This window comes from Mycobacterium sp. SMC-17, assembly GCF_045310915.1.
Lineage (GTDB): Bacteria > Actinomycetota > Actinomycetes > Mycobacteriales > Mycobacteriaceae > Mycobacterium.
On the sequence record NZ_JBJIAK010000015.1, the window covers coordinates 59534 to 80388 of the forward strand.

A 20855-nucleotide genomic window follows, 5' to 3' on the forward strand; every position below is an offset into this window, starting at 1 on the left:
GGTTGGCTTGCCTTGCTTTGGCAAGGCAAACCTGTGTTGCCGTTTAGTCTATCTAAGGATTGCGGATGACCACCACTTTCGCGGTCTCGACATCGCTGGTCGCCGCAGGCCCGGGCATTTCTTCACAGCTATTTGGCAGCTTGCTGATCGGCCTTCGTGAAGGCCTCGAAACTGCGATCGTCGTCACCATCCTCATCGCCTTCCTCGTGAAGTCCGACCGCCGCGACGCCCTCAAGTGGGTCTGGCTCGGGGTCGCCGCCGCCATCGCGATGACCATTGGCGTCTTCCTGTCCATCCAGCTCAGCGAGAACACCATCTCCGGCCTGGCAGCCGAGGCCATCGCCGGCGTCGCCTCCCTGGTGGCGGTGATCATTGTCACGACCATGGTGCTGTGGATGCGCAAGGCCGCCGCCACCATCTCCGGCGAACTGCGCAGCGACATGGCGCGCGCCCTGGAGACCGGCGGGATGGCCGTCGCCACCCTGGCCTTCCTGGCCGTCGGCCGCGAGGGCGTCGAGACGGCACTGTTCATGGTCGGCTACGCCAACGCGTCAACCGCGTGGCCGTTGGCCGGACTCGTGATCGGCCTGCTCATCGCCGTCGTCGTCGCCTACGGCATGTACGCCGGCGCGGTGCGGATCAACCTGGCGAAGTTCTTCAAGTACACCGGCGCGTTCCTCGTCGTCGTCGCCGCGGGCATCCTGTCGTACGCCATCCACGCGCTGCAGACCGTCGGCTGGCTGCCCGGGCTGGGCGCCAAAGCCTTCGACATGACCGGCGCATTCAACTGGTCGTCGTGGTACGGCCAGGTGATCCAGGGCGTCTTCAACATCAGCCCCGCCCCCTCGATCCTGCAGTTCGTCTGCTGGCTGGCGTACCTCGTGGTCGTCCTGACGCTGTTCCTGCGACCCGTCGCAGCCAAACCCGCCCCTGCTGCCACCCTCGAAAGGTCCGCCAAGTGAATCTCGCTGCCCTGAACGTCAAGACCGGCGTAGCTGCCTCGGTAGCCCTGCTCGCCGGCCTGACCGCGGTCTCCGCGTGCTCGTCCAAGACGGACGAGAACAAGTCCGCCTCCGGCGAGATCACCGTGACCGCGACCGATGATGCCTGCAAACTGTCGGCAACGTCGGCCAAGACGGGCACCAGCACCTTCGTCGTCACCAACAACGGCACCAAGGTCACCGAGTTCTACGTCTACGGCCCCGGCGACAAGGTCATGGGCGAGATCGAGAACGTCTCCCCCGGCCTGCAGCGCAAGCTGATCGTGCAGCTGCCCGAAGCCGGCACCTACAAGACCGCGTGCAAGCCCGGCATGGTCGGCGACGGCATCCGCGGCGACTTCACCGTCACCGGCGACACCGTCAAGATCGACGACACCGGCAAGTTCAAGGAAGCCGCCGACTTCTACAAGAAGTACGTCGTCGAGCAGACCACCGCGCTGGTGCCGGCGACCGAGGCCTTCGCCGCCGCCGTGAAGAAGGGTGACGTCGCCGGCGCCAAGGCGCAGTACCCGAAGGCCCGTACCTTCTACGAGCGCATCGAGCCGGTGGCCGAGTCGTTCCCGGATGACCTGGACCCGCGGATCGACCTGCGCGAAGCCGACGTCAAGCCCGGCGACAAGTGGACCGGCTTCCATGTCCTGGAGAAGCAGCTGTGGATCACCGGCCTGCAGCCTGACGCCAACGCCCTGGCCGACCAGCTGGTCGCCGACGTCAAGGAGCTCGAGGCCGGCGTCAAGGATCCGAAGTGGACCATCGACTCCACCAAGATCGCCGGTGGCGCGCAGGAACTGCTGGACGAGATCGCCAAGACCAAGATCACCGGCGAAGAAGACATCTTCAGCCACACCGACCTGTGGGACATCCAGGCCAACATCGAGGGCTCGCGCACCGCGGTCGGCTCGGTGGACCCCATCCTCGACGAGCGCAACCCGCAGCTGGGCAAGGACGTCGACGCGGCCTTCGAGAATGTCCAGAAGCTGCTGGACAAGTGGCGCCAGGGCGACGGCTTCATCTCGTACGACAAGGTGACCGAGCCTGAGCGGCAGGAACTTTCGCGCGCCGTCGACGCCTTGAGCAAGGAGGTCAGCGAGGTGCAGGGTGTCGTCGCCAAGCAGTGAGCCCCAGCCGGCGACCGCTGAGCCGACCGTGACCGAGTCCGGTGGGCTCAGCCGGCGCAAGCTCTTCGGCGCTGCCGGGGTGACGGCCGCCGTCGTCGGCGCCGCCGCCACCGGCGCGCTGGCCGGCCGTTCCTCCGCGGCCGTCGTCGACAACAGCCTGACCAAGCCGGTGCCGTTCCGCGGCACCCACCAGGCGGGCATCGTCACCGCCGCGCAGGACCGGATGCACTTCGCCACTTTCGACGTCACGACGGACAAGAAGGCCGACGTCGTCGCGATGCTGAAGAAGTGGACCGAGATGGCCGAGCGCATGACGCTCGGCGAGGAGGCCGTCGCGCACGGGGCCATCGGGCTCAATCCGTACGCCCCGCCGGCCGATACCGGTGAGGCCCTTGGGCTTTCACCCTCTGCGCTGACCCTCACGATCGGCTTCGGCCCGACGTTCTTCCGCAAGGACGGCAAGGACCGGTTCGGCATCGACGGGCAGCGGCCGGCACATCTGGTCGACCTGCCCAAGTTCCGCAACGAGACGCTCGACCCGAAGCGCTGCGGCGGCGACATCGTCGTGCAGGCTTGCGCCAACGACCCGCAGGTCGCGGTGCACGCCATCCGCAACCTGGCCCGCGTCGGTTTCGGCACGGTCGCGGTGCGGTACTCGCAGCTCGGGTTCGGCCGCACGTCGTCGACCACCGTCACACAGTCCACGCCACGAAACCTGTTCGGGTTCAAGGACGGAACGAACAACCTGAAGGCCGAGGACACCGCGGCCATCGACCAGCACGTCTGGGTCGGCTCCGGCGACGGACCGGCCTGGATGACCGGCGGCGCGTATCTGATCAGCCGCCGCATCCGGATGCTCATCGAATCGTGGGACCGCACGGTGCTCGCGGAGCAGGAGCGGGTTATCGGGCGGCAGAAGGGCAACGGCGCACCCAACGGGTACACCGACGAGTTCACCCCGCTCGACTTCGAGAGCAAGGGCGCCGACGGCGCACCGCTGATCGACGTCGACTCGCACGTGCGGTTGGCCTCACCCGAGGCCAACAAGGGCGCGAAGATCCTGCGCCGCGGGTACAACTTCACCGACGGCTCAGACGGTTTCGGCCACCTGGACGCGGGCCTGTTCTTCATCGCGTTCGTCCGCAACCCGGCCGAATCGTTCATCCCGATGCAGAAGTCGTTGTCCGACAACGATGCCCTCAACGAATACATCACGCACACCGGCAGCGGCATCTTTGCCTGCCCGCCGGGTGTGCGTGATGGTTCGTCGGACTACTGGGGATCGACGCTGCTCGGCTGAGACTCGGGCTGCTCGGCGGTGCGGTAACGGTTGTAGAACGCGAGCGACGCGACCGCTGCGGCGGCACCGATGACACCCCACAGTGCGATCTGGAAGACCAGCGAACCGAACAGGAAGTCGTAGGTCATGGTCAGGTACAGCGACCAGGCGACGCGGTAGCCCGACCAGAAGGCCAACAGGCCGGTGCTGATCGCGATGATCAGGCTCTGCTGGCGGTCGAAGCGGTTGACGTGCTGTTCGATGGCGGCGGGGAGCTTCATGGTGATTCCTTCCTCAGGTTTCTCGGACGCTCGTCGGTCGGCGTCGTTGAAGCAATCACACCGGGGCCCGCCGGCTACCGATCCCAAGTTCCGGTGACGCGCGAGCGTGCGTACAGATCGCAGATCCGGCGGTTGAGGCGCGCCGGCTGCACATTCGCGGACCCCTCCAGCGCAGGCGGCGGAGATCCAGCTCCAAAACGCCGTGCAGTTGCGTTGGGCGCGCCTACAGCGGCTTCACGTTGCGCGAGACTGACCTGACGGCGGAAATCCAGCTCGAAAATCACCCTGCGGTCAGGCTCGCCGAAGCTCGCGTGGCAACGGGAGTGACGAATATGCCGACTCGTCAGTCCGCGCGGCCCACGGTGTTCCGCCAGCGCAGCGGTGGGGCCCCGAACCGACGGCTGAATGCCCGGCTGAAACCGGCTTCGGAGGAATAGCCCACTGCCGCGGCGATCGCAGCGACCGACGCGGTATCCGTCCGCAACAACTGCGCCGCCCGGTCGAGCCGGCGGTCGATGAGGTAGCCGGCGGGCGGACACCCCAGCAGCCGGGTGAACCGCTCGGCGAACGCGGTCCGCGACAGGTTGGCCATCTGAGCGAGTTAGGCGACCGACCACGGCCGTGCCAAATCCTGGTGAACGGCCGAAAGCACTTGACCCAGTAGCGGATCCAACGCGGCAGTCAGCCAGCCCGACGGCGCGGCCGTGTCGCGCGACCAGGCCCGCAACGTGTGGATGAACAGCAGGTCCAGGATGCGCGAGATCATCACCGCCGATCCGGGCCGCGGCGCCGCGACCTCTGCCACCAGCAGCCGCAGGCTGACCTCCAGCCACTCCCGATCCACCCCGCCACCGGGCACCACGATGGCCGGGGGCAGCACCGACAACAGCGGATCGGCGACGGCGTCGTCGACCGCGAACGTCCCGGTCACCCAGCGCGGCGAATCCTGTTGCGGGAGTTCATCTTCGTCGGTGTAGCGGTCAGCGTCGACGATCTCGCGGACCGGTACGTCGGGCCCCGCCTGCAGCTGGTGCCGGTCACCGCGGGCCAGGAGCACCAGGTCGCCACCGCGCAGCGTGATCGCCGGACCGCCGCCGCGCACCCGGAGCCGGACGTCGCCGTGCTCGACGATGTGCAGGAGGCGTTGCCCCGGCATCGCGATGGTGAACGGCACGCAGCGGGGCGCATAACGGGCGACGTGCTGACCGCGCAGGCGCACGGTGTCGAGGATCTCGGAGAACGCATCGGACACAGCTGGCGGTGAATCGGCAAAGTTTGGCGCCTGATCAGTCATTGAACTTGCCTCATCGTCCAAATACTGTCACCGCATGACCGAAAAACCAACAGTCGTCCTGGTCCACGGATTCTGGGGCGGTGCCGCCCACTGGGCCAACGTGATCGTCGAACTGAACCGGCGTGGCTACCCGTCGCTGCGCGCGGTGGAGAACCCGCTGACGTCGCTGGCCGACGATGCCGAGCGCACCCGCAAGATGGTCAGTCAGGTCGACGGTCCGGTCGTCCTGGTCGGGCACTCGTACGGCGGGGCCGTCATCACCGAAGCCGGAGACCTGCCCAATGTGAAGGCCCTGGTCTACATCGCGGCCTTCGCACCCGACGCCGGGGAGAGCCCCGGCGGGATCACCCAGGAGATGCCACCCGCGGCGGCAGCCAACCTCGCACCCGATTCGGACGGCTACCTCTGGGTCCTCCAGGACAAGTTCCACGAGAGCTTCTGTCAGGACCTATCCGACGATGAAGCGCTCGTCATGGCCGTCACCCAAAAGGCGCCGCTGGCATCGACTTTCAGCGACACGGTGACGGCGCCGGCCTGGCGGGTCAAGCCGTCGTGGTATCAGGTCTCCACACAGGACCGCATGATCCACCCCGACAACGAACGCCGCATGGCGGCGCGCATCAACCCGCGCAAGATCATCGAACTGGACGCCAGCCACGCGTCGCTGGCTTCGCAGGCGGTGGCCGTGGCCGACCTGATCGACGAGGCCGCGACTCAGACGTCCTGAGGCGGCCAGTGCTCCCGCCACTCGTCCTCTGACACCGCGCCCAACGGTGCGGCATCCAACTCCACCGCCACTTCGTCGCCGCGGCGGGCGGCGACGATGCGGCGCTCGGCCTCGCGCACAGTGTCGATGAATTCCAGAGCCACTGTGCGCAAGGCGCTTTCGGCGTCGACGCCAGGTTCCAGCGTCACCGAGGTGAGCCCGGCCGGAAGCAGATCGGACGGCAAACCGGCCGTGCCGGTCCGTTCGATCAGCTTCTGCGCCAGCGCCAGCGCCGGCAGCGCCGTCGGCACCTCGTCCATGCACGACGTCCGTGCCGCCTTCTCCAGCGCCTTGCGCTCTTCCCACTGGGCGATCTGGTCTTCCAGCGAAATCTCTTGTCCGGCAAGTACTGCCGGCACCCGGTTGCCCAGCTTACGAATCAGGGTGTCGGCGACGTCGTCGATGCCGAACGGGTGTAGCGGCGCGTCTTCGGCGATGCGGGCGTGAAACAGCACCTGCAGCAACACATCTCCGAGTTCCTCACGGACGTCGTCGGCGTTGCCGCCCCGCACCGCGTCGAACAGCTCGTAGGTCTCCTCCAACAGGTACCGGCGCAGCGAGTCGTGCGTCTGCTCGCTCTCCCACGGGCCGTTGGTGCGCAGCTTGTCCATCATCGTGACGGCGTCGATGAGCCGCTCGCCCGGCTGCGAACTGTCCGCCGCGATCAGCTTCTCACCGGCCGCGAGCCGCGCCCGCACCTGCGGATGCTCCGGATCGGACGACAACAGCACCGGTGCCGGATTGTCGGCGTCGCCGTAGGCCGGCCGGCCCGACGGCAACGACCACGGCACCTTGACCGGCAGTTCCTCGGTGTACTGCACGTCGCCGGTGAGCAGCACGAGCGCGTCGATCGGCATCAGCGAGGGGCGGCGCGGATCGACCAGGACGACCGTCATGTGCGATCCGCCTCTGCCACCGCGCTACCTCCCAGGTCGGTGATATCAACTTCACCTGCCGCTTTCCCGTCGAGCACCAGCAGCAAACCCGCCACCGCACGCGCCAGCTCCAGGTCCCGGATACGCGGTGCCCCGACCCCGGCACCGGCCCGCGGAATCGGGATCTGCACCGTCGACGTGGTGGCCCGGTACGTCGCGCCGGGATACATCCGCTTGAGCCGCAGCTGCCCCGAGTCCATGAGCGTCAGCGGCGTCAGCCGGATGGTCGAGTCCGAGATCGCGCTCACCTCGGTGACGCCGTACTCGCGGCACAGCAGCCGCAGGCGCGCCACCGCGACGAGGCGCTGCGCGGGTTCGGGCAGCGGTCCGTAGCGGTCCACCAACTCCTCGACCACCGACGCCACCGCCGCGTGGTCGGACGCCGCAGCCATCCGGCGGTAGGCCTCGAGCCGCAGCCGGTCGCTGCCGATGTAGTCCGGCGGCAGGTGGGCGTCGATCGGCAGGTCGACCCGCACCTCCTTCGGTTCCTCCACGGCTGCAATGGTTTTGCCGTCCACGGCGGCCCGGTAGGCCTCGACGGCCTCACCGACCAGCCGGACGTACAGGTCGAAGCCGACGCCCGCGACGTGCCCGGACTGTTCGACACCGAGCACGTTGCCCGCGCCGCGGATCTCGAGGTCCTTCATCGCCACCGCCATACCGGCGCCCAGATCGTTGTTCTGGGCGATGGTCGCCAGCCGGTCGTGCGCGGTCTCGGTGAGCGGCACCTCGGGCGGGTACAGGAAGTACGCGTACCCGCGCTCGCGGCTGCGGCCGACGCGGCCCCGCAGCTGGTGCAGCTGCGACAGGCCGAACGTGTCGGCCCGCTCCACGATCAGGGTGTTGGCGTTCGAAATGTCAAGGCCCGTCTCGACAATCGTGGTGCACACCAGGATGTCGTATTCGCGGTTCCAGAAGCCCTCGACGGTCTTCTCCAGCATCTCCTCGGGCATCTGCCCGTGCGCGACCACGACGCGCGCCTCCGGCACCAGCTGGCGCACCCGCGCGGCCGCGTTGTCGATCGACTTCACCCGGTTGTGGATGTAGAACGCCTGCCCGTCCCGCAGCAGCTCGCGTCGCAGCGCCGCGGCGACCTGCTTGTCGTCATGCGGCCCAACGTAAGTCAGCACCGGGAAGCGTTCCTCGGGCGGCGTCAGAATCGTCGACATCTCCCGGATGCCCGCGAGGCTCATCTCCAGCGTGCGCGGGATCGGGGTGGCGCTCATCGTCAGCACGTCGACGTGCGTGCGCATCGACTTGATGTGCTCCTTGTGCTCGACGCCGAACCGCTGTTCCTCGTCGACGATCACCAGACCCAGGTCTTTCCACGTCACGCCAGTCGCCAGCAGCCGGTGCGTGCCGATCACGACGTCGACCGAGCCGTCCTTCAAACCCTCGACCACCAAACGGGATTCGGCCGGATCGGTGAACCGGGACAGGCCCTTGACCGTCACCGGGAAGCCCGCCATGCGCGCGGTGAAGGTCTGCAGATGCTGGTCGGCCAGCAGCGTCGTCGGCACCAGCACCGCGACCTGCTTGCCGTCCTGCACGGCCTTGAACGCCGCGCGGACCGCGATCTCGGTCTTGCCGTAGCCGACGTCACCGCAGATGACCCGGTCCATCGGGACCGGCTTCTCCATGTCGGCCTTGACCTCGGTGATCGCGGTCAACTGGTCCATGGTCTCGGTGAAGCCGAACGCGTCTTCCATCTCGGCCTGCCACGGGGTGTCCGGCGCGAACGCATGCCCCGGCGCCGACTGTCGCTTGGCGTACAGCGACACCAGCTCGCCGGCGATCTCGCGAACGGCCTTGCGCGCCTTGGTCTTCGTGTTGGTCCAGTCGCTGCCGCCGAGCCGGCTCAGCGTGGGCTCGGTGCCGCCGACGTAGCGGGACAGCTGATCCAGCGAATCCATCGGCACGTACAGCCGGTCGGACCCACCGCCGCGTTTGGCCGACGCGTACTCGAGCACCAGGTACTCACGCCGGGCGCCCCCGACCACACGCTCGGTCATCTCGACGAACTTGCCGATGCCGTGCTGATCGTGCACCACCAGGTCGCCGGCCGTCAACGCCAGCGGGTCGACGACGTTGCGCCGTTTGGCGGCAAGCCTTTTGCCCTCGGTGACCCCGGCCCGGTTACCCGTCAGGTCAGTCTCCGTGATGATCACGAGGTTGACGCCGGCCAGCACCAGACCGTCGTGCAGCGGGCCCTTGAGCACACCGACGACACCAGGCTTCGGCACCTCGCCGGGCTCCAACATCGTTGCGGCGACGTCGGATTCGCCGAGTTGCTCGACCACGCGGTGTGCGGTACCGGTGCCCGGCGTCACCACCGCGGCGAGCCCGCCGGTGGCGATGTGCGCCCGCAGCATCGCGAAAATCTCTTCGAGGCTCTGCTGGCTGCGCGCCGACGGCGCCGGCCGGATGTCGAGCTCCCGCGCCGACTCGTTGGCCAGCTGGCTCAGCGTCCACCACGGGTGGCCGCCGGCGGCCGCGGATTCACGGACCTCAACGAAGTCCCGGAAGCCCGAACCGCCGAGCTGCTCGATGTCGATCGGCGCGTCGCCGCCCACGGCGGCCACCGACCACGACGCCTCCAGGAACTCGCGGCCGGTCTTGATCAGGTCGGCCGCGCGGGTCCGCACCTTCTCCGGATCGCAGATCAGCAGCGGCGCACCGGCCGGGAGCCGGTCGGTGAGCAGCGCCAGTTCGCCGGGGCGCAACACCGGCAGCAGCGCCTCCATGCCGTCGACCGGAATGCCCTCGGCGAGCTTGGCCATCATGTCGGCGACGCTGCCGGTCACCTGGTTGTCGCTACTGGGCAGGCCCGCGCCGATCTCGGCGGCGCGTTCGCGGACGTCCGCGGTCAGCAGCAGTTCACGGCACGGCATCGCGATCACGGTGTCGACGGCGATCTCGGGGATGGACCGCTGGTCGGCCACCGAGAACATCCGCATCTCGGTGACCTCGTCGCCCCAGAACTCGACGCGCACGGGGTGCTCGGCAGTCGGGGTGAAAACGTCGAGAATGCCTCCGCGGACCGCGAATTCGCCGCGCTTGCCCACCATGTCGACGCGCGTGTAGGCCAGCTCGACCAGCCGCGCGACGGTGTCGTCGAAGTCGGCCTCGCCGCCGACGGTCAGCGTCACGGGTTCGGCGTCGGTCACCCCGCCGGCCAGCGGCTGCAGCAGCGACCGGGCCGTGGTGACCACCACGCGCAGCGGCGGACCGAGGCGGGCGTCATCAGGCAGCGCCAACCGGCGCAGCACCGTCAGCCGGGCACCCACGGTGTCGACGCCGGGCGAGAGCCGCTCGTGCGGCAGCGTCTCCCACGACGGGAACAACGCCACGGCGTCGCCGTGGACAGCCCGCAGTTCGGCGGTGAGATCGTCGGCCTCGCGACCGGTGGCCGTGACGACCAGCACCGGGCCCGCGGCGGCCAGCGCGGCCGCGACCGGGAGCCGTGCGCTGACCGGGCCCACCAGAGCCTGCTCGGCGACACCCTCAGCGGCCTGCCGCGTCAATTCCTGCAGGCCAGGATCGGTGAGTGCGAGTTGGACGAGCCCCGCCAACGGGGTTTGGATCGATTGCTGCCCCGGGGAGGTCATGATGCCTCTGATTGTAGTTCGCAGGACTTCGTCAATATTGGGCACCGTCCCGTCAAGGGATCGTCAACGCGGCGCTCAGCGGCCGATTCGGGGCGCAGGGTGGATCCATGACACTGCTCGACATCCTGCCGTCCCTGCGGGGCGCCATGCGTCCGCGCATCGACACCGCCATCTGGCCGCTGACCACCCAGGTCGACGCCCGGGGCCGACTCTGCGTCGGGTCGGTCGCGCTCACCGACGTGGCCGACGAGTTCGGCACGCCCGCATACGTTCTGGATGAGGCCGACTTCCGCAAGCGGGCGCAGCACTACCGTGCCACGTTGCGCGGTGTCGAGGTCGTCTACGCCGCCCAGTCCCTGCTGACCAGGACCGTTGCCGGTTGGGTGCACGAAGCCGGCCTCGGCATGGCGGTGTGTTCAACGGCCGAGCTGGCCACGGCGCTCGCCGGCGGCATGGACCCGGCGCGCATCGTCGTCCACGGCAGCGGCAAGTCGGTCGACGAACTGGCCACCGCCGCGGGCGCCGGCGTCGGCCGCATCGTGCTGGACTGCCCCATCGAGATGGCCTACCTGGCCGGCGTCGCGCGCCGGCGGCAGGCCGTGCTGCTGCAGGTCCGGCCCGGTATCGACGTGCTGCCGACCGTCCGTCGCGCACTGGCCACGCCGCAACTGCCGCTGGCCGGGCTGTACTGCAATCTCGGCACGCAGATCGCCGAACCGGAGGTCTACGTCGAAGCCGTCCGCGGCCTCGTCGACACCATGACCGATGTGCGCGCCGCCCACGGCGTGGTGCTCACCGAGCTGAACATCGGCGGCGGCCACGCCATCGCCTACCGCACCGGGGAACCCGAACTCGACGTGCCGGCCCTGGCCGATTTCCTGGAAGACGCCGTCGACGCCGCGTGCGCCGCCAACCGGTTCCCCCGTCCCCGGCTCGTCGTCGAACCCGGCCGGGCGATCAGCGGCCGCGCCGGCGTGACGCTGCACCGCGTGCAATCGGTGTCGGCCCGCACCGACGGCCGCGCCGTCGTCACCGTCGACGGCAGCCACCCACATTCCGCACCGGTTGCGAATTACACTGTCGCCCTTGCCAATCGGCACCCGCTCGGGCCCACGCGGCCGTCCACCGTCGTCGGCCGCGACGGCTCCGTCATCGCCGACGATCTCGACCTGCCCGACGACGTCCACCCCGGCGATCTGCTCGCCACCGCGTGCACCGGCGCCTACCACCACAGCATGGCGTCGAACTTCACCATGACGACGCGGCCGCCCGTCATTGCCGTGTGCGACCGCCGGGTCCGGGCACTGATCCGCCGCGAGACCACCGCGGACCTGCTGCTGCGCGACTGCGGCTGACGGTGGAATTCCCGTCTACGACAGCGGTTGCGAGACGCTAGCCTGTTGACAGGGAATTCACAGTCCGGGGGGACGGCATGGCATCACGGTCGGGGGCGACTGCCGAGTGTCGGTGACCATTTCCGCGGTGCAGGCTTCGGACCCCGCACGTCTGGCAGACGGTGCCGCGCAACTGCGCGGTGACGTCAAGCAACTCGACGAGCTGATATTCGACGAGCGGCGTGCACTGCACCAGCTCGGCGAGGCCTGGGAAGGTACCGCCGCCGACGCCGCGAAGGCCAAGGGCGACGCCCTGGTTCAGCAACACGAGGCGCTGAAGTCCCGGCTCACGTCCATGCAGTCGACGCTGGAGTCGGCCGGCACCAGCCTGACTACACTGCGCGGCACGATCACCGGGATGGTGCAGCAGGTCTTCGCGCTCGGTGGCACGGTCAGCGACGACGGCACCGCCACCTCGACCGGCGCGGGCCAGACGTTCACCCCCGAACTCGCCGCGGCGTACACCTCGATTCTCAAGAGCCTGCTGCAGCAGTTCAGCGCCGTCGACGAAGCCACGGCCGCCGCCATCGATTCGGCTGGTACCGGCAGGAACAACATCGTCGGTGAGCCGCCGGCCGCGCCCCTGGACCGCGAGCTCGACAGTCTCAAACCGCCCGACGGCGCCACAGACACCGAGGTCAACCAGTGGTGGGACGGGCTGAGCAAGGAAGAGCGGGACCGCATCATCGCCGAGCGGCCCGACTGGATCGGCAATCTCGACGGTGTGCCCGGCTCTGCGCGGGATCTGGCCAATCGCAACCGGTTGGCGAAACTGCGCAATGACCCCAACCTGACCGAAGAGGAGAAGGGCACCCTCGCCGCGATCGACGACGCCCTCTCCAAGCCGGACCGCCAGCTACTGGTGGTGGACTTCGACGGCGAGCACCCGAAAGTGGCTGTCGCGCTGGGCAATGTCGATACCGCCAAGCACGTCAGCGTGTACGTGCCGGGCACCGGGTCGGTGACGTACGACAAGAAGAACGCGGGCAACGACCTGCCGACCTACATCGAGCAGTCCGAGTGGCTCAAGCGCGACACCGAGAACGTCCTCAGAGATGCCGGCAAGGGCGACGAGACCGTGGCCACCGTCGCCTGGCTGGGCTACGAACCGCCGGAGGACGTCGGGCAGGCTGCCAGCGCGCACTACGCCGACGACAACGCGCCGAAGCTGGCGTCGTTCATCAACGGCCTGGACAGCTCGCGCGACACCGACCCGCATCTGACGGTGCTCGGCCATTCGTACGGTTCGACGCTGGCCAGCGAGGCCCTGCAGCGCGGGACGGCCGCCGACGACGCCGTGTTCATGGGCTCACCGGGCCTGGAGACCAACCCGCTGCAGTTCCTGCACCACACCACCCCGTCGGACCTGCATCTGTCGCAGGGCCACGTGTTCGTCGAACATGCCAAGAACGACGTCGTGGCCGACCTCGGCCGCTTCGGCGTGACGATCCCGTCGAACCTGCCCGGCCTCATCGACCTGTCAACCAACGCCGAGACCACGCCGTTGGGGCAACGCGCCGAATCGACGGGCCACAGCAAGTACTCGTTCATCGGCACCACGGCGCTCTACAACCAGGCCGTCGTGGTGGCAGGTCTAGGACAAGATGACCACTACGTGAAGCGGGAGGATTGATGTGGCGTTCGGTGATCACCGTGCTGCTGGCGTTCGCATTGAGTGGGTGCGGTCCGATGTTTGAGTCCGGCTATCAGGGTGGCCCCGTCGAGGGCGATTACGGCTACGGCACTCCTCAGGAGCTCGGCACGCTACTGGCCCGCCGCGACGCGGAAGACGTCATCGCCGACCGCGACCGCATGATGACCGAGATCGCCGACGCTCTCGCCGCCATCGTGCCGGGGGGCCAGTGGCTGCCCGACGACAAACCCGGCTCCACAGGCTGCGGCGACTTCGGATCGACCAAGGGCAACATCTACTTCAGTCCGCACTACACATCGAAAGTGCCTGTGCCCGCCGCGCTCTGGAACCGGGCCACGCAGGCCATCATCGACATCGCGGCCAGATACGGCTACACCAATGTGACCGGCGGCCCGGGAGACGTCACGGACGACGAGCACAAAGGACTGGTCATCACCGACGCCGACGGCGGCCGCTTCACGTTCGGGTCGGCCAAGGCCTCGTCGATGTACGTCGGCACCGGCTGCTACCTCACCGCCGAGGACAAGCGCAAGGCCCGCGAAGCCGCCCCGAAGTAGTCAGTTCTCGTGCAGCTCCGGGTCGGACTCGAGGTGCGTCAGCCCGTTCCAGCACAGGTTGACCACGTGCGCGGCGACCACTTCCTTCTTGGGCTGCCGCACATCCAGCCACCACTGGGCCGTCATCGACACCGAACCGACCAGCGCCTGCGCGTACAGCGGCGCCAGTTCCGGATCGAGCCCCCGCCGGGAGAAGTCACCGGCCAGGATCGACGACACCTGGTTGACGGCGTCGTTGAGCAGCGTCGCGTAGGTGCCGGCCGTGATGGTCGCGGGCGAGTCGCGGATCAGGATCCGGAAGCCGTCGGTGTGCTCCTCGACGTAGGTCAGCAGCGCCAGCGCCACCCGCTCGACGCGCACCCGGGACCTGTTGTTGGTCAGTGACGACGTGATGCCGTCCAGCAGCGCCGACATCTCGCGGTCGACGACGACGGCGTAGAGGCCTTCCTTACCGCCGAAATGCTCGTAGACGACGGGCTTGGAGACGTTGGCGCGCTGCGCGATTTCCTCGATGGACGTGCCGTCGTAACCGCGCTCGGCGAAAAGCGACTTCGCGATCTCGATGAGCTGCTGACGGCGTTCACTGCCGGTCATGCGCGCACGAGGGCTGCGCGCTCCGTTCTCCGCCGCTGCCATGGTCGCCAGCGTATCCGCTTGCACTAGAGTCTCTGGCGAGTAATCCGTCGTGGTGTAATCGGCAGCACCTCTGATTTTGGTTCAGATAGTTCAGGTTCGAGTCCTGGCGACGGAGCAAGTTCAAAGCGCGATGCGGCGTAGAGAGAGGCGTACGTGACTCGAGGCGAAGCCGCTGTCATCGTTCTGGCAGCTGGGTCGGGCACCCGGATGCGCTCCGACATCCCGAAGGTCCTGCATACGCTGGCCGGCCGCAGCATGCTGGCGCACGCGCTACATGCCGTGGCCAAGGTCAACCCGACGCACCTGGTCGTGGTGGTCGGTAAGGAGCGCGAGCGCGTCACCGCCCATGTGCACGAGATCGCGGGCGGCCTCGGGCGCAGCGTCACCGTCGCCATCCAGGACCAACAGCTCGGCACCGGGCACGCCGTCAGCTGCGGGCTGTCCGCACTGCCCGAGGACTTCGCCGGCACCGTCGTCGTCACCGCGGGTGATGTGCCGTTGCTCGGCGCCGACACCCTTGCCGACCTCGTCGACACCCACGCCGCCGCCACCGCGGCTGCCACGGTGCTGACCACCACCGTCACCAACCCGACGGGCTACGGCCGCATCCTGCGCACGCAGGACCACGAGGTGATCGGCATCGTCGAGCAGGCCGACGCCACCGAATCCCAGCGCGCCATCCGCGAGGTGAACTCCGGGGTGTACGCGTTCGACGCGGCAGCCCTGCGGTCGGCGCTGAGCCGGCTGCGCTCGGACAACGCCCAACAGGAGCTCTACCTCACCGACGCCATCGCGATCGTGCGCGGCGACGGCCAGATCGTCCGGGCCCACCACGTCGACGACAGCGCACAGGTCTCCGGTGTCAACGACCGCGTGCAACTGTCCGAGGTGGCCGCCGAGCTGAACCGCCGCATCATCGCCGGGCATCAGCGCGCGGGCGTCACGATCATCGACCCGGCCACCACCTGGATCGACGTCGACGTGAGCATCGGCCGCGACACCGTCGTCAAGCAGTGCACCCAGCTGCTGGGCGCCACCGACGTCGGCGCGAACTGCGTCATCGGCCCCGACACGACGCTGACCGACATGGAGGTCGGTGACGGCGCCGAGGTGATCCGCACCCACGGGCAGCTGGCCGTCATCGGCGCCGGCGCCACCGTCGGGCCGTTCACGTACCTGCGGCCCGGCACCGAGCTGGGCGCCGACGGCAAGCTGGGCGCGTTCGTCGAGGTCAAGAACTCGAAGATCGGCACCGGCACCAAGGTGCCGCACCTGACCTACGTCGGGGACGCCGACATCGGCGAGTACAGCAACATCGGCGCGTCCAGCGTCTTCGTCAACTACGACGGCGAGAACAAGAACCGCACCACCATCGGTTCGCACGTGCGCACGGGCTCGGACACCATGTTCGTCGCACCCGTGACCGTCGGCGACGGCGCCTACACCGGCGCCGGCACCGTGGTCCGCGAGGACGTGCCGCCCGGCGCGCTGGCCGTCTCGAAGGGTGAGCAGCGCAACATCGAAGGCTGGGTCGAGCGCAAACGCCCCGACTCGAAGGCCGCAGCCGCAGCCCGGAAAGCGCGCGGCGAGAGCTGAGCTCGATGTTTGTTGTTGGTGTTCTGGTAACCCGGCAACAGTTCCGGGTTACCGGCAAGTACCATTACCGCGTATCGATCCCCCACCGCGAAAGCAGCACACAGTGGCCACGGACTGGACCGACAACCGCAAAAATCTGATGCTCTTCTCGGGGCGCGCGCACCCCGAACTGGCCGAACAGGTGGCCAAAGAGCTCGGCGTCGAGGTCACCCCGCAGACATCCCGGGACTTCGCGAACGGCGAGATCTTCGTCCGTTTCGACGAGTCGGTGCGCGGCAGTGACGCCTTCGTGCTGCAGAGCCACCCCGCGCCGCTGAACCACTGGCTGATGGAACAGCTCATCATGATCGACGCGCTCAAGCGCGGGTCGGCCAAGCGGATCACCGCGATCCTGCCGTTCTACCCGTACGCGCGCCAGGACAAGAAGCACCGCGGCCGCGAGCCCATCTCGGCCCGCCTGGTCGCCGACCTGCTCAAGACCGCCGGCGCCGACCGCATCGTCTCGGTCGACCTGCACACCGACCAGATTCAGGGCTTCTTCGACGGTCCGGTCGACCACATGCGCGGCCAGTCCCTGCTGTGCGGCTACATCGGTGACAAGTACTCCGACTCCGACCTCGTCGTGGTCTCCCCCGACTCCGGCCGCGTGCGCGTCGCCGAGAAGTGGGCCGACTCCCTGGGCGGCGTGCCGCTGGCCTTCATCCACAAGACCCGCGACCCGCTGGTCCCCAACCAGGTCAAGGCCAACCGCGTCGTCGGTGAGGTCAAGGGCAAGACCTGCATCCTGACCGACGACATGATCGACACCGGTGGCACCATCGCCGGCGCCGTCAAACTGCTGCGCGAAGACGGTGCCAAGGACGTCATCATCGCCGCCACCCACGGCGTGCTGTCCGACCCCGCGGCCCAGCGCCTCGCCGACTGCGGCGCCCGCGAGGTCATCGTCACCAACACGCTGCCCATCACGCCGGACAAGCAGTTCCCGGCACTGACCGTGCTGTCGATCGCGCCGCTGGTGGCCGCGACCATCCGCGCGGTGTTCGAAAACGGCTCGGTCACCGGCCTTTTCGACGGTTCTGCGTAATGTCGCGGATTTACCACAACCCCAAGTGCTCGACCTCCCGCAAGACGCTGGATCTGTTGCGGGAGAACGGCATCGAGCCTGAGGTTGTGCAGTATCTGAAGACGCCGCCGACGCGCGCCGAACTCGCGGCCATGATCGAGGATGCCGGCATCGACGTCCGCACCGCGGTGCGCAAGCGCGAAGCCCTCTACACCGAACTCAATCTGGCCGACGCCACCGACGAGCAGCTGCTCGATGCCATGGCCGAACACCCGATCCTGATCGAGCGGCCGTTCGTCGTCACCGACAAGGGCACCCGGCTGGCCCGCCCGATCGACGCGGTCCGCGAGATTCTGTGATCCTGCAGCGGGTTGCCGCGGCGGCTGCCGTCGCTCTGACCCTCGCCGCATGCGACGCGAAAACGCCTGACTACAAGTCGATCTGGTCGACGACGCCGACCACCAGCACGACGCCGGTGGACAAGGCCAGCCTGATCCCGTTCCCCGATTACCTGAACAAGCTCGGCGTGCAGAGCAAGCAGGTCGTCCCCGACCAGCTGACCGACCTCAAGGTGACACTGCCGCGGCCGCAGGGCTGGACGGGCTACAAGAACCTCAACTACTCGCCCGGCACCGTGACGATCGCCAAGAACGACACCTATCCCCTGGCGATGCTGATGGTGTTCCAGCTGTCCGGTGACTTCGACGTCAAGGACGCCCTCAAACACTCCGACGCCGACGCGCTGCTGTCCGAGAACTTCAAGAAGCTCTACAGCTCGGCCGAGGACTTCCAGGGTTATCCGTCGGCGATGATCGAAGGCAGCTACGACCTGCACAACCGCCGGATGCAGTCGTACAACCGCATCGTCATCGCGCAGCCGTCGCCGCCGCGACCGGGGATCCACTACCTGATCCAGCTGACCGTCACGACGTACGCCGAAGAAGCCAAGGAGCAGGCGGGCGACATCGAGGCGATCATCAAGGGCTTCTCGGTCGGACCCCAGTAGCGGCTCCGCACTAAGCTCGCCGTCATGAGCGAATGGACCGCCGCCGACCTTCCTTCTTTCGCTGGCCGCACCGTCATCGTCACCGGTGCGAACAGTGGCCTCGGCGAGATCACCGCCCGTGAACTGGCCCGCGTGGGCGCCAAGGTCATCCTCGCCTGCCGCAACACCGCCAAGGGCGACGCCGCGGCCGCCGGCATGACGGGCGACGTCGAGGTTCGGCCGCTGGATCTGCAGAGCCTGGCCTCGGTGCGGGAGTTCGCCGCCGGGGTCGACGAGGTCGACGTCCTGATCAACAACGCGGGCATCATGGCGGTGCCCTTCGCGGTGACCGAGGACGGCTTCGAGAGCCAGATCGGCACCAACCACCTCGGCCATTTCGCCCTGACCAATCTGCTGCTGCCCAAGATCACCGACCGCGTCGTCACGGTGTCGTCCGAGCTGCACCTGCTGGGCTACATCAGCCTCAAGGACCTGAACTGGAAGTCGCGGCCGTACTCGGCCTGGCTGGCGTACGGCCAGTCGAAGCTGGCGAACCTGCTGTTCACCAAGGATCTGCAGCGCCGGCTGTCGGTGGCCGGCTCTCCCGTGCGGGCGCTGACCGCACACCCGGGCTACTCGGCCACCAACCTGCAGGGCCACACCGGCAACGAGTTCGGCGACAAGTTCTGGCTCGCCGCCAACAAGATCGCCACCCCCGCCGCCTTCGGCGCCCGCCAGACGCTGTTCGCGGCGTCGCAGGACCTGCCGGGCAACACGTTCGTCGGCCCGAAATTCGGCTTCCGCGGGCCGACCGGCCCCACCCGGCTGATCAAACCGGCCGCCCGCTCGGCGCGCACCGCGACCGCCCTCTGGGACCTGTCCGCCCAGCTCACTGCCACTGAATTTCCGCTGTAAGGGGCGTTTCCGCTAGTCTTGCTGACGATCACGGCGAGGGTCGGTCTGTTTTCAGGCCACCGTTATCGACGGGAACTACAGCACAAATGTGCTCAGCCCTGGCCGTGCCACCCAGTAGATACGGCATCAGGAGCAATTCACATGGCCAAGAACGCGGCCCCCACCTCGAACAATCTGACCGCTGCGGTCCGTACCCGGACCGGCAAGGGCGCCTCGCGTCTGGCCCGTCGCGAAGGCCGCGTGCCCGTCGTGCTGTACGGCCACGGCACCGACCCCCAGCACCTCGAGATCAACGCCCGCGAGTTCGCCGCCGTCCTGCGTAACTCGGGCACCAACGCGGTGCTGACCCTGGACATCGCCGGCAAGGAGCAGCTCGCGCTGACCAAGCAGGTCGTCGTTCACCCGATCAAGCGCAACATCGAGCACGCCGACCTGATCGTCGTGAAGCGTGGCGAGAAGGTCACCGTCGACGTGAACGTCCTCGTCGAGGGCGACGCCGCCGCCGGCACCCTGGTCACCCAGGACGCCAACACCATCCAGATCGAGGCCGAGGCGCTGTCGATCCCCGAGTCGCTGACCGTTTCGGTCGAGGGCGTCGAGGCCGGCACCCAGATCCTGGCCGGCCAGGTCGAGCTGCCCAAGGGCGTCACCCTGGTGACCGACGCCGAGACGCTGGTCGTCAACGTCGTCACCGCGCCGACCGCTGAGGACCTGGACGCCGAGGGCGCCGGCGAGGAAGAGGCCGCTTCGGGCGAAGAGGCCGCAGCCGAGGGCGAGGCGGCCGAAGAGGCCGCTGCCGAGTCGGAGTAGTCCGCTTTGGCCGAGCCACTGCTGGTGGTCGGCCTGGGCAATCCTGGGCCGCGCTACGAAACAACGCGGCACAACGTTGGATTTCTGGTTGCCGACATCCTGGCCGAGCGCATCGGCTCAGGATTCAAGGTGCACAAGAAATCCGGAGCTGAGGTCACCACGGGCCGGCTGGGAGGCCGGTCCGTGGTGCTCGCCAAGCCGCGCACCTACATGAACGAATCCGGTAGGCACGTGGGGCCTTTGGCGAAGTTCTATTCGGTCGCACCGGCTGACGTCGTGGTGCTCCACGACGAGCTGGACATCGACTTCGGCCGTATCCGGCTCAAGTTCGGCGGCGGCGAGGGCGGCCACAATGGCCTGCGCTCGATCGCTTCCGCCTTGGGCACCAAGGACTTTCAGCGGGTCCGCATCGGCGTCGGCCGCCCGCCGGGACGGCAGGACCCGGCCGCGTTCGTACTGGAGAACTTCAATTCGAAGGAACGGCCCGAGTTGGGCACCATCCTCGAACAAGCCGCCGACGCAACGGAATTGCTGCTGCAGCACGGCGTCGAGGCGGCGCAGAACACCGTCCACGCCTGGTAGCCCGTTCTGGGTGTGAAACCACGAAAGCCCCCAAATTCCACCGAATTTGGGGGCTTTCGCGATTCTCGCGGGAAGATTATCCGCAGATGTGTTGCCGGTCAACGGCATCGGTGTAGCAGTTACGGCGGCCCTGCGCGCCCACGCGCGAGCTCTGGGTGGTGTCCTGGGTGCGGATGCCCGGGGTCGCCTTGATCGCCACGCTGCCGTTGGTCTCACAGGTAGAAGTAGCTCCGGAGTCCTGACAGGTCGGGCGGGCACCTGCGACGGGCGCCATGATGCCGCTGACCGAGGCCAGGCCCACCAGCAGAGCTGCCATCGTGCGCTTGCCTTGATGAGTCATGTCACCTTCTCATTTCCGGGGAAGGCCTTCTGTCTCTCAGC

The 20855-nt window shown here is 68.0% G+C and carries 19 protein-coding genes, 1 tRNA gene and 1 pseudogene; 15 read left to right on the top strand and 6 right to left on the bottom strand.

The features are described 5' to 3' along the window. Positions 1-65 precede the first annotated feature (65 nt). The 3 genes from efeU to efeB are packed head-to-tail and all read left to right on the top strand — an operon-like array spanning position 66 to position 3419. Positions 66-962, top strand: a complete 897-nt coding sequence (gene efeU / locus ACJH7A_RS12225; protein WP_318986712.1) for an iron uptake transporter permease EfeU — start codon at positions 66-68, stop codon at positions 960-962. Beyond that, positions 959-2119 (top strand): iron uptake system protein EfeO, encoded by a 1161-nt coding sequence (gene efeO / locus ACJH7A_RS12230; protein ID WP_406802043.1) that lies wholly within the window; start codon positions 959-961, stop codon positions 2117-2119. Before efeU ends, efeO begins: the two co-directional genes overlap by 4 nt. A 28-nt stretch (positions 2120-2147) precedes the next feature. Continuing rightward, positions 2148-3419, top strand: coding sequence for an iron uptake transporter deferrochelatase/peroxidase subunit (gene efeB, locus ACJH7A_RS12235; RefSeq protein ID WP_061006160.1), 1272 nt, complete (start codon positions 2148-2150; stop codon positions 3417-3419). Here efeB and ACJH7A_RS12240 read toward each other — a convergent pair. Together ACJH7A_RS12240 and ACJH7A_RS12245 are read right to left on the bottom strand one after the other, a co-directional pair. Further along, the gene (locus ACJH7A_RS12240) at positions 3392-3679 is read right to left on the bottom strand and encodes a hypothetical protein (RefSeq protein ID WP_133427954.1); all 288 of its coding nucleotides are present in this window, start codon (positions 3677-3679) and stop codon (positions 3392-3394) included. The genes efeB and ACJH7A_RS12240 overlap by 28 nt on opposite strands. A gap of 343 nt (positions 3680-4022) precedes the next feature. Next, positions 4023-4973 (bottom strand): annotated as a pseudogene (locus ACJH7A_RS12245) (cupin domain-containing protein). 34 nt (positions 4974-5007) lie between these two features. Between ACJH7A_RS12245 and ACJH7A_RS12250 the strand changes: the two are divergent. Continuing rightward, on the top strand, positions 5008-5700 hold the full coding sequence (locus tag ACJH7A_RS12250; RefSeq protein WP_406802044.1) for an alpha/beta hydrolase: 693 nt from the start codon (positions 5008-5010) through the stop codon (positions 5698-5700). Here ACJH7A_RS12250 and ACJH7A_RS12255 read toward each other — a convergent pair. Both ACJH7A_RS12255 and mfd read right to left on the bottom strand, forming a co-directional pair. Further along, positions 5688-6635, bottom strand: coding sequence for a nucleoside triphosphate pyrophosphohydrolase (locus ACJH7A_RS12255; RefSeq protein WP_406802045.1), 948 nt, complete (start codon positions 6633-6635; stop codon positions 5688-5690). The two genes, ACJH7A_RS12250 and ACJH7A_RS12255, sit on opposite strands and share 13 nt — an antisense overlap. Next, complete coding sequence (gene mfd / locus ACJH7A_RS12260) at positions 6632-10282, bottom strand: transcription-repair coupling factor (protein WP_406802046.1); 3651 nt, start codon at positions 10280-10282, stop codon at positions 6632-6634. The genes ACJH7A_RS12255 and mfd overlap by 4 nt, the downstream gene beginning before the upstream one ends. 107 nt (positions 10283-10389) lie before the next feature. Here mfd and ACJH7A_RS12265 point away from each other — a divergent pair, with 107 nt between their 5' ends. The 3 genes from ACJH7A_RS12265 (at position 10390) to ACJH7A_RS12275 (ending at position 13887) form a co-directional block, all read left to right on the top strand. Then, the gene (locus ACJH7A_RS12265) at positions 10390-11637 is read left to right on the top strand and encodes a diaminopimelate decarboxylase family protein (RefSeq protein WP_406802047.1); all 1248 of its coding nucleotides are present in this window, start codon (positions 10390-10392) and stop codon (positions 11635-11637) included. Between the two features lie 112 nt (positions 11638-11749). Continuing rightward, positions 11750-13309: an alpha/beta hydrolase gene (locus tag ACJH7A_RS12270; protein ID WP_406802048.1), complete on the top strand. Its 1560-nt coding sequence runs from the start codon at positions 11750-11752 to the stop codon at positions 13307-13309. Next, positions 13309-13887, top strand: coding sequence for an LppA family lipoprotein (locus ACJH7A_RS12275; protein WP_406802049.1), 579 nt, complete (start codon positions 13309-13311; stop codon positions 13885-13887). Before ACJH7A_RS12270 ends, ACJH7A_RS12275 begins: the two co-directional genes overlap by 1 nt. Here ACJH7A_RS12275 and ACJH7A_RS12280 read toward each other — a convergent pair whose 3' ends face one another. Continuing rightward, positions 13888-14481, bottom strand: coding sequence for a TetR/AcrR family transcriptional regulator (locus ACJH7A_RS12280; protein ID WP_064983424.1), 594 nt, complete (start codon positions 14479-14481; stop codon positions 13888-13890). An 85-nt stretch (positions 14482-14566) separates the two neighbouring features. On the opposite strand from ACJH7A_RS12280, the gene ACJH7A_RS12285 reads away from it, so the two are divergent. The 8 genes from ACJH7A_RS12285 (at position 14567) to pth (ending at position 20474) form a co-directional block, all read left to right on the top strand. Next, a tRNA-Gln gene (locus ACJH7A_RS12285) sits at positions 14567-14638 on the top strand. A 38-nt stretch (positions 14639-14676) separates the two neighbouring features. After that, positions 14677-16119 carry a bifunctional UDP-N-acetylglucosamine diphosphorylase/glucosamine-1-phosphate N-acetyltransferase GlmU gene (glmU, locus tag ACJH7A_RS12290; RefSeq protein ID WP_406802050.1) on the top strand — a complete coding sequence of 481 codons (1443 nt, stop codon included), beginning with the start codon at positions 14677-14679 and terminating at the stop codon, positions 16117-16119. Between the two features lie 103 nt (positions 16120-16222). Further along, the gene (locus ACJH7A_RS12295; protein ID WP_406802051.1) at positions 16223-17203 is read left to right on the top strand and encodes a ribose-phosphate diphosphokinase; all 981 of its coding nucleotides are present in this window, start codon (positions 16223-16225) and stop codon (positions 17201-17203) included. Next, entirely contained in the window at positions 17203-17541 is a 339-nt protein-coding gene (gene arsC / locus ACJH7A_RS12300) for an arsenate reductase (glutaredoxin) (RefSeq protein ID WP_406802052.1), read from the top strand. The genes ACJH7A_RS12295 and arsC overlap by 1 nt, the downstream gene beginning before the upstream one ends. Further along, positions 17538-18188: an LpqN/LpqT family lipoprotein gene (locus ACJH7A_RS12305; RefSeq protein ID WP_064859484.1), complete on the top strand. Its 651-nt coding sequence runs from the start codon at positions 17538-17540 to the stop codon at positions 18186-18188. Before arsC ends, ACJH7A_RS12305 begins: the two co-directional genes overlap by 4 nt. Positions 18189-18212: 24 nt before the next feature. Continuing rightward, positions 18213-19082, top strand: coding sequence for an oxidoreductase (locus ACJH7A_RS12310; protein WP_064859485.1), 870 nt, complete (start codon positions 18213-18215; stop codon positions 19080-19082). A gap of 141 nt (positions 19083-19223) precedes the next feature. Further along, positions 19224-19892: a 50S ribosomal protein L25/general stress protein Ctc gene (locus ACJH7A_RS12315; RefSeq protein WP_060999258.1), complete on the top strand. Its 669-nt coding sequence runs from the start codon at positions 19224-19226 to the stop codon at positions 19890-19892. A gap of 6 nt (positions 19893-19898) precedes the next feature. Continuing rightward, complete coding sequence (pth, locus tag ACJH7A_RS12320; protein ID WP_061010663.1) at positions 19899-20474, top strand: aminoacyl-tRNA hydrolase; 576 nt, start codon at positions 19899-19901, stop codon at positions 20472-20474. A gap of 76 nt (positions 20475-20550) precedes the next feature. On the opposite strand, the gene ACJH7A_RS12325 is transcribed toward pth, so the two are convergent. After that, positions 20551-20814, bottom strand: a complete 264-nt coding sequence (locus ACJH7A_RS12325; protein ID WP_061010661.1) for a hypothetical protein — start codon at positions 20812-20814, stop codon at positions 20551-20553. Positions 20815-20855 lie beyond the last annotated feature (41 nt).

What these genes read in the sequence shown, in the direction of transcription:
- ACJH7A_RS12325 (WP_061010661.1), bottom strand. Translation starts at nt 20,814, where the DNA reads ATGACTCATCAAGGCAAGCGCACGATGGCAGCTCTGCTGGTGGGCCTG.
- ACJH7A_RS12275 (WP_406802049.1), top strand. Translation starts at nt 13,309, where the DNA reads ATGTGGCGTTCGGTGATCACCGTGCTGCTGGCGTTCGCATTGAGTGGG.
- ACJH7A_RS12255 (WP_406802045.1), bottom strand. Translation starts at nt 6,635, where the DNA reads ATGACGGTCGTCCTGGTCGATCCGCGCCGCCCCTCGCTGATGCCGATC.
- ACJH7A_RS12310 (WP_064859485.1), top strand. Translation starts at nt 18,213, where the DNA reads ATGAGCGAATGGACCGCCGCCGACCTTCCTTCTTTCGCTGGCCGCACC.
- efeU (WP_318986712.1), top strand. Translation starts at nt 66, where the DNA reads ATGACCACCACTTTCGCGGTCTCGACATCGCTGGTCGCCGCAGGCCCG.
- ACJH7A_RS12315 (WP_060999258.1), top strand. Translation starts at nt 19,224, where the DNA reads ATGGCCAAGAACGCGGCCCCCACCTCGAACAATCTGACCGCTGCGGTC.
- mfd (WP_406802046.1), bottom strand. Translation starts at nt 10,282, where the DNA reads ATGACCTCCCCGGGGCAGCAATCGATCCAAACCCCGTTGGCGGGGCTC.
- ACJH7A_RS12240 (WP_133427954.1), bottom strand. Translation starts at nt 3,679, where the DNA reads ATGAAGCTCCCCGCCGCCATCGAACAGCACGTCAACCGCTTCGACCGC.
- ACJH7A_RS12265 (WP_406802047.1), top strand. Translation starts at nt 10,390, where the DNA reads ATGACACTGCTCGACATCCTGCCGTCCCTGCGGGGCGCCATGCGTCCG.
- ACJH7A_RS12250 (WP_406802044.1), top strand. Translation starts at nt 5,008, where the DNA reads ATGACCGAAAAACCAACAGTCGTCCTGGTCCACGGATTCTGGGGCGGT.
- ACJH7A_RS12280 (WP_064983424.1), bottom strand. Translation starts at nt 14,481, where the DNA reads ATGACCGGCAGTGAACGCCGTCAGCAGCTCATCGAGATCGCGAAGTCG.
- arsC (WP_406802052.1), top strand. Translation starts at nt 17,203, where the DNA reads ATGTCGCGGATTTACCACAACCCCAAGTGCTCGACCTCCCGCAAGACG.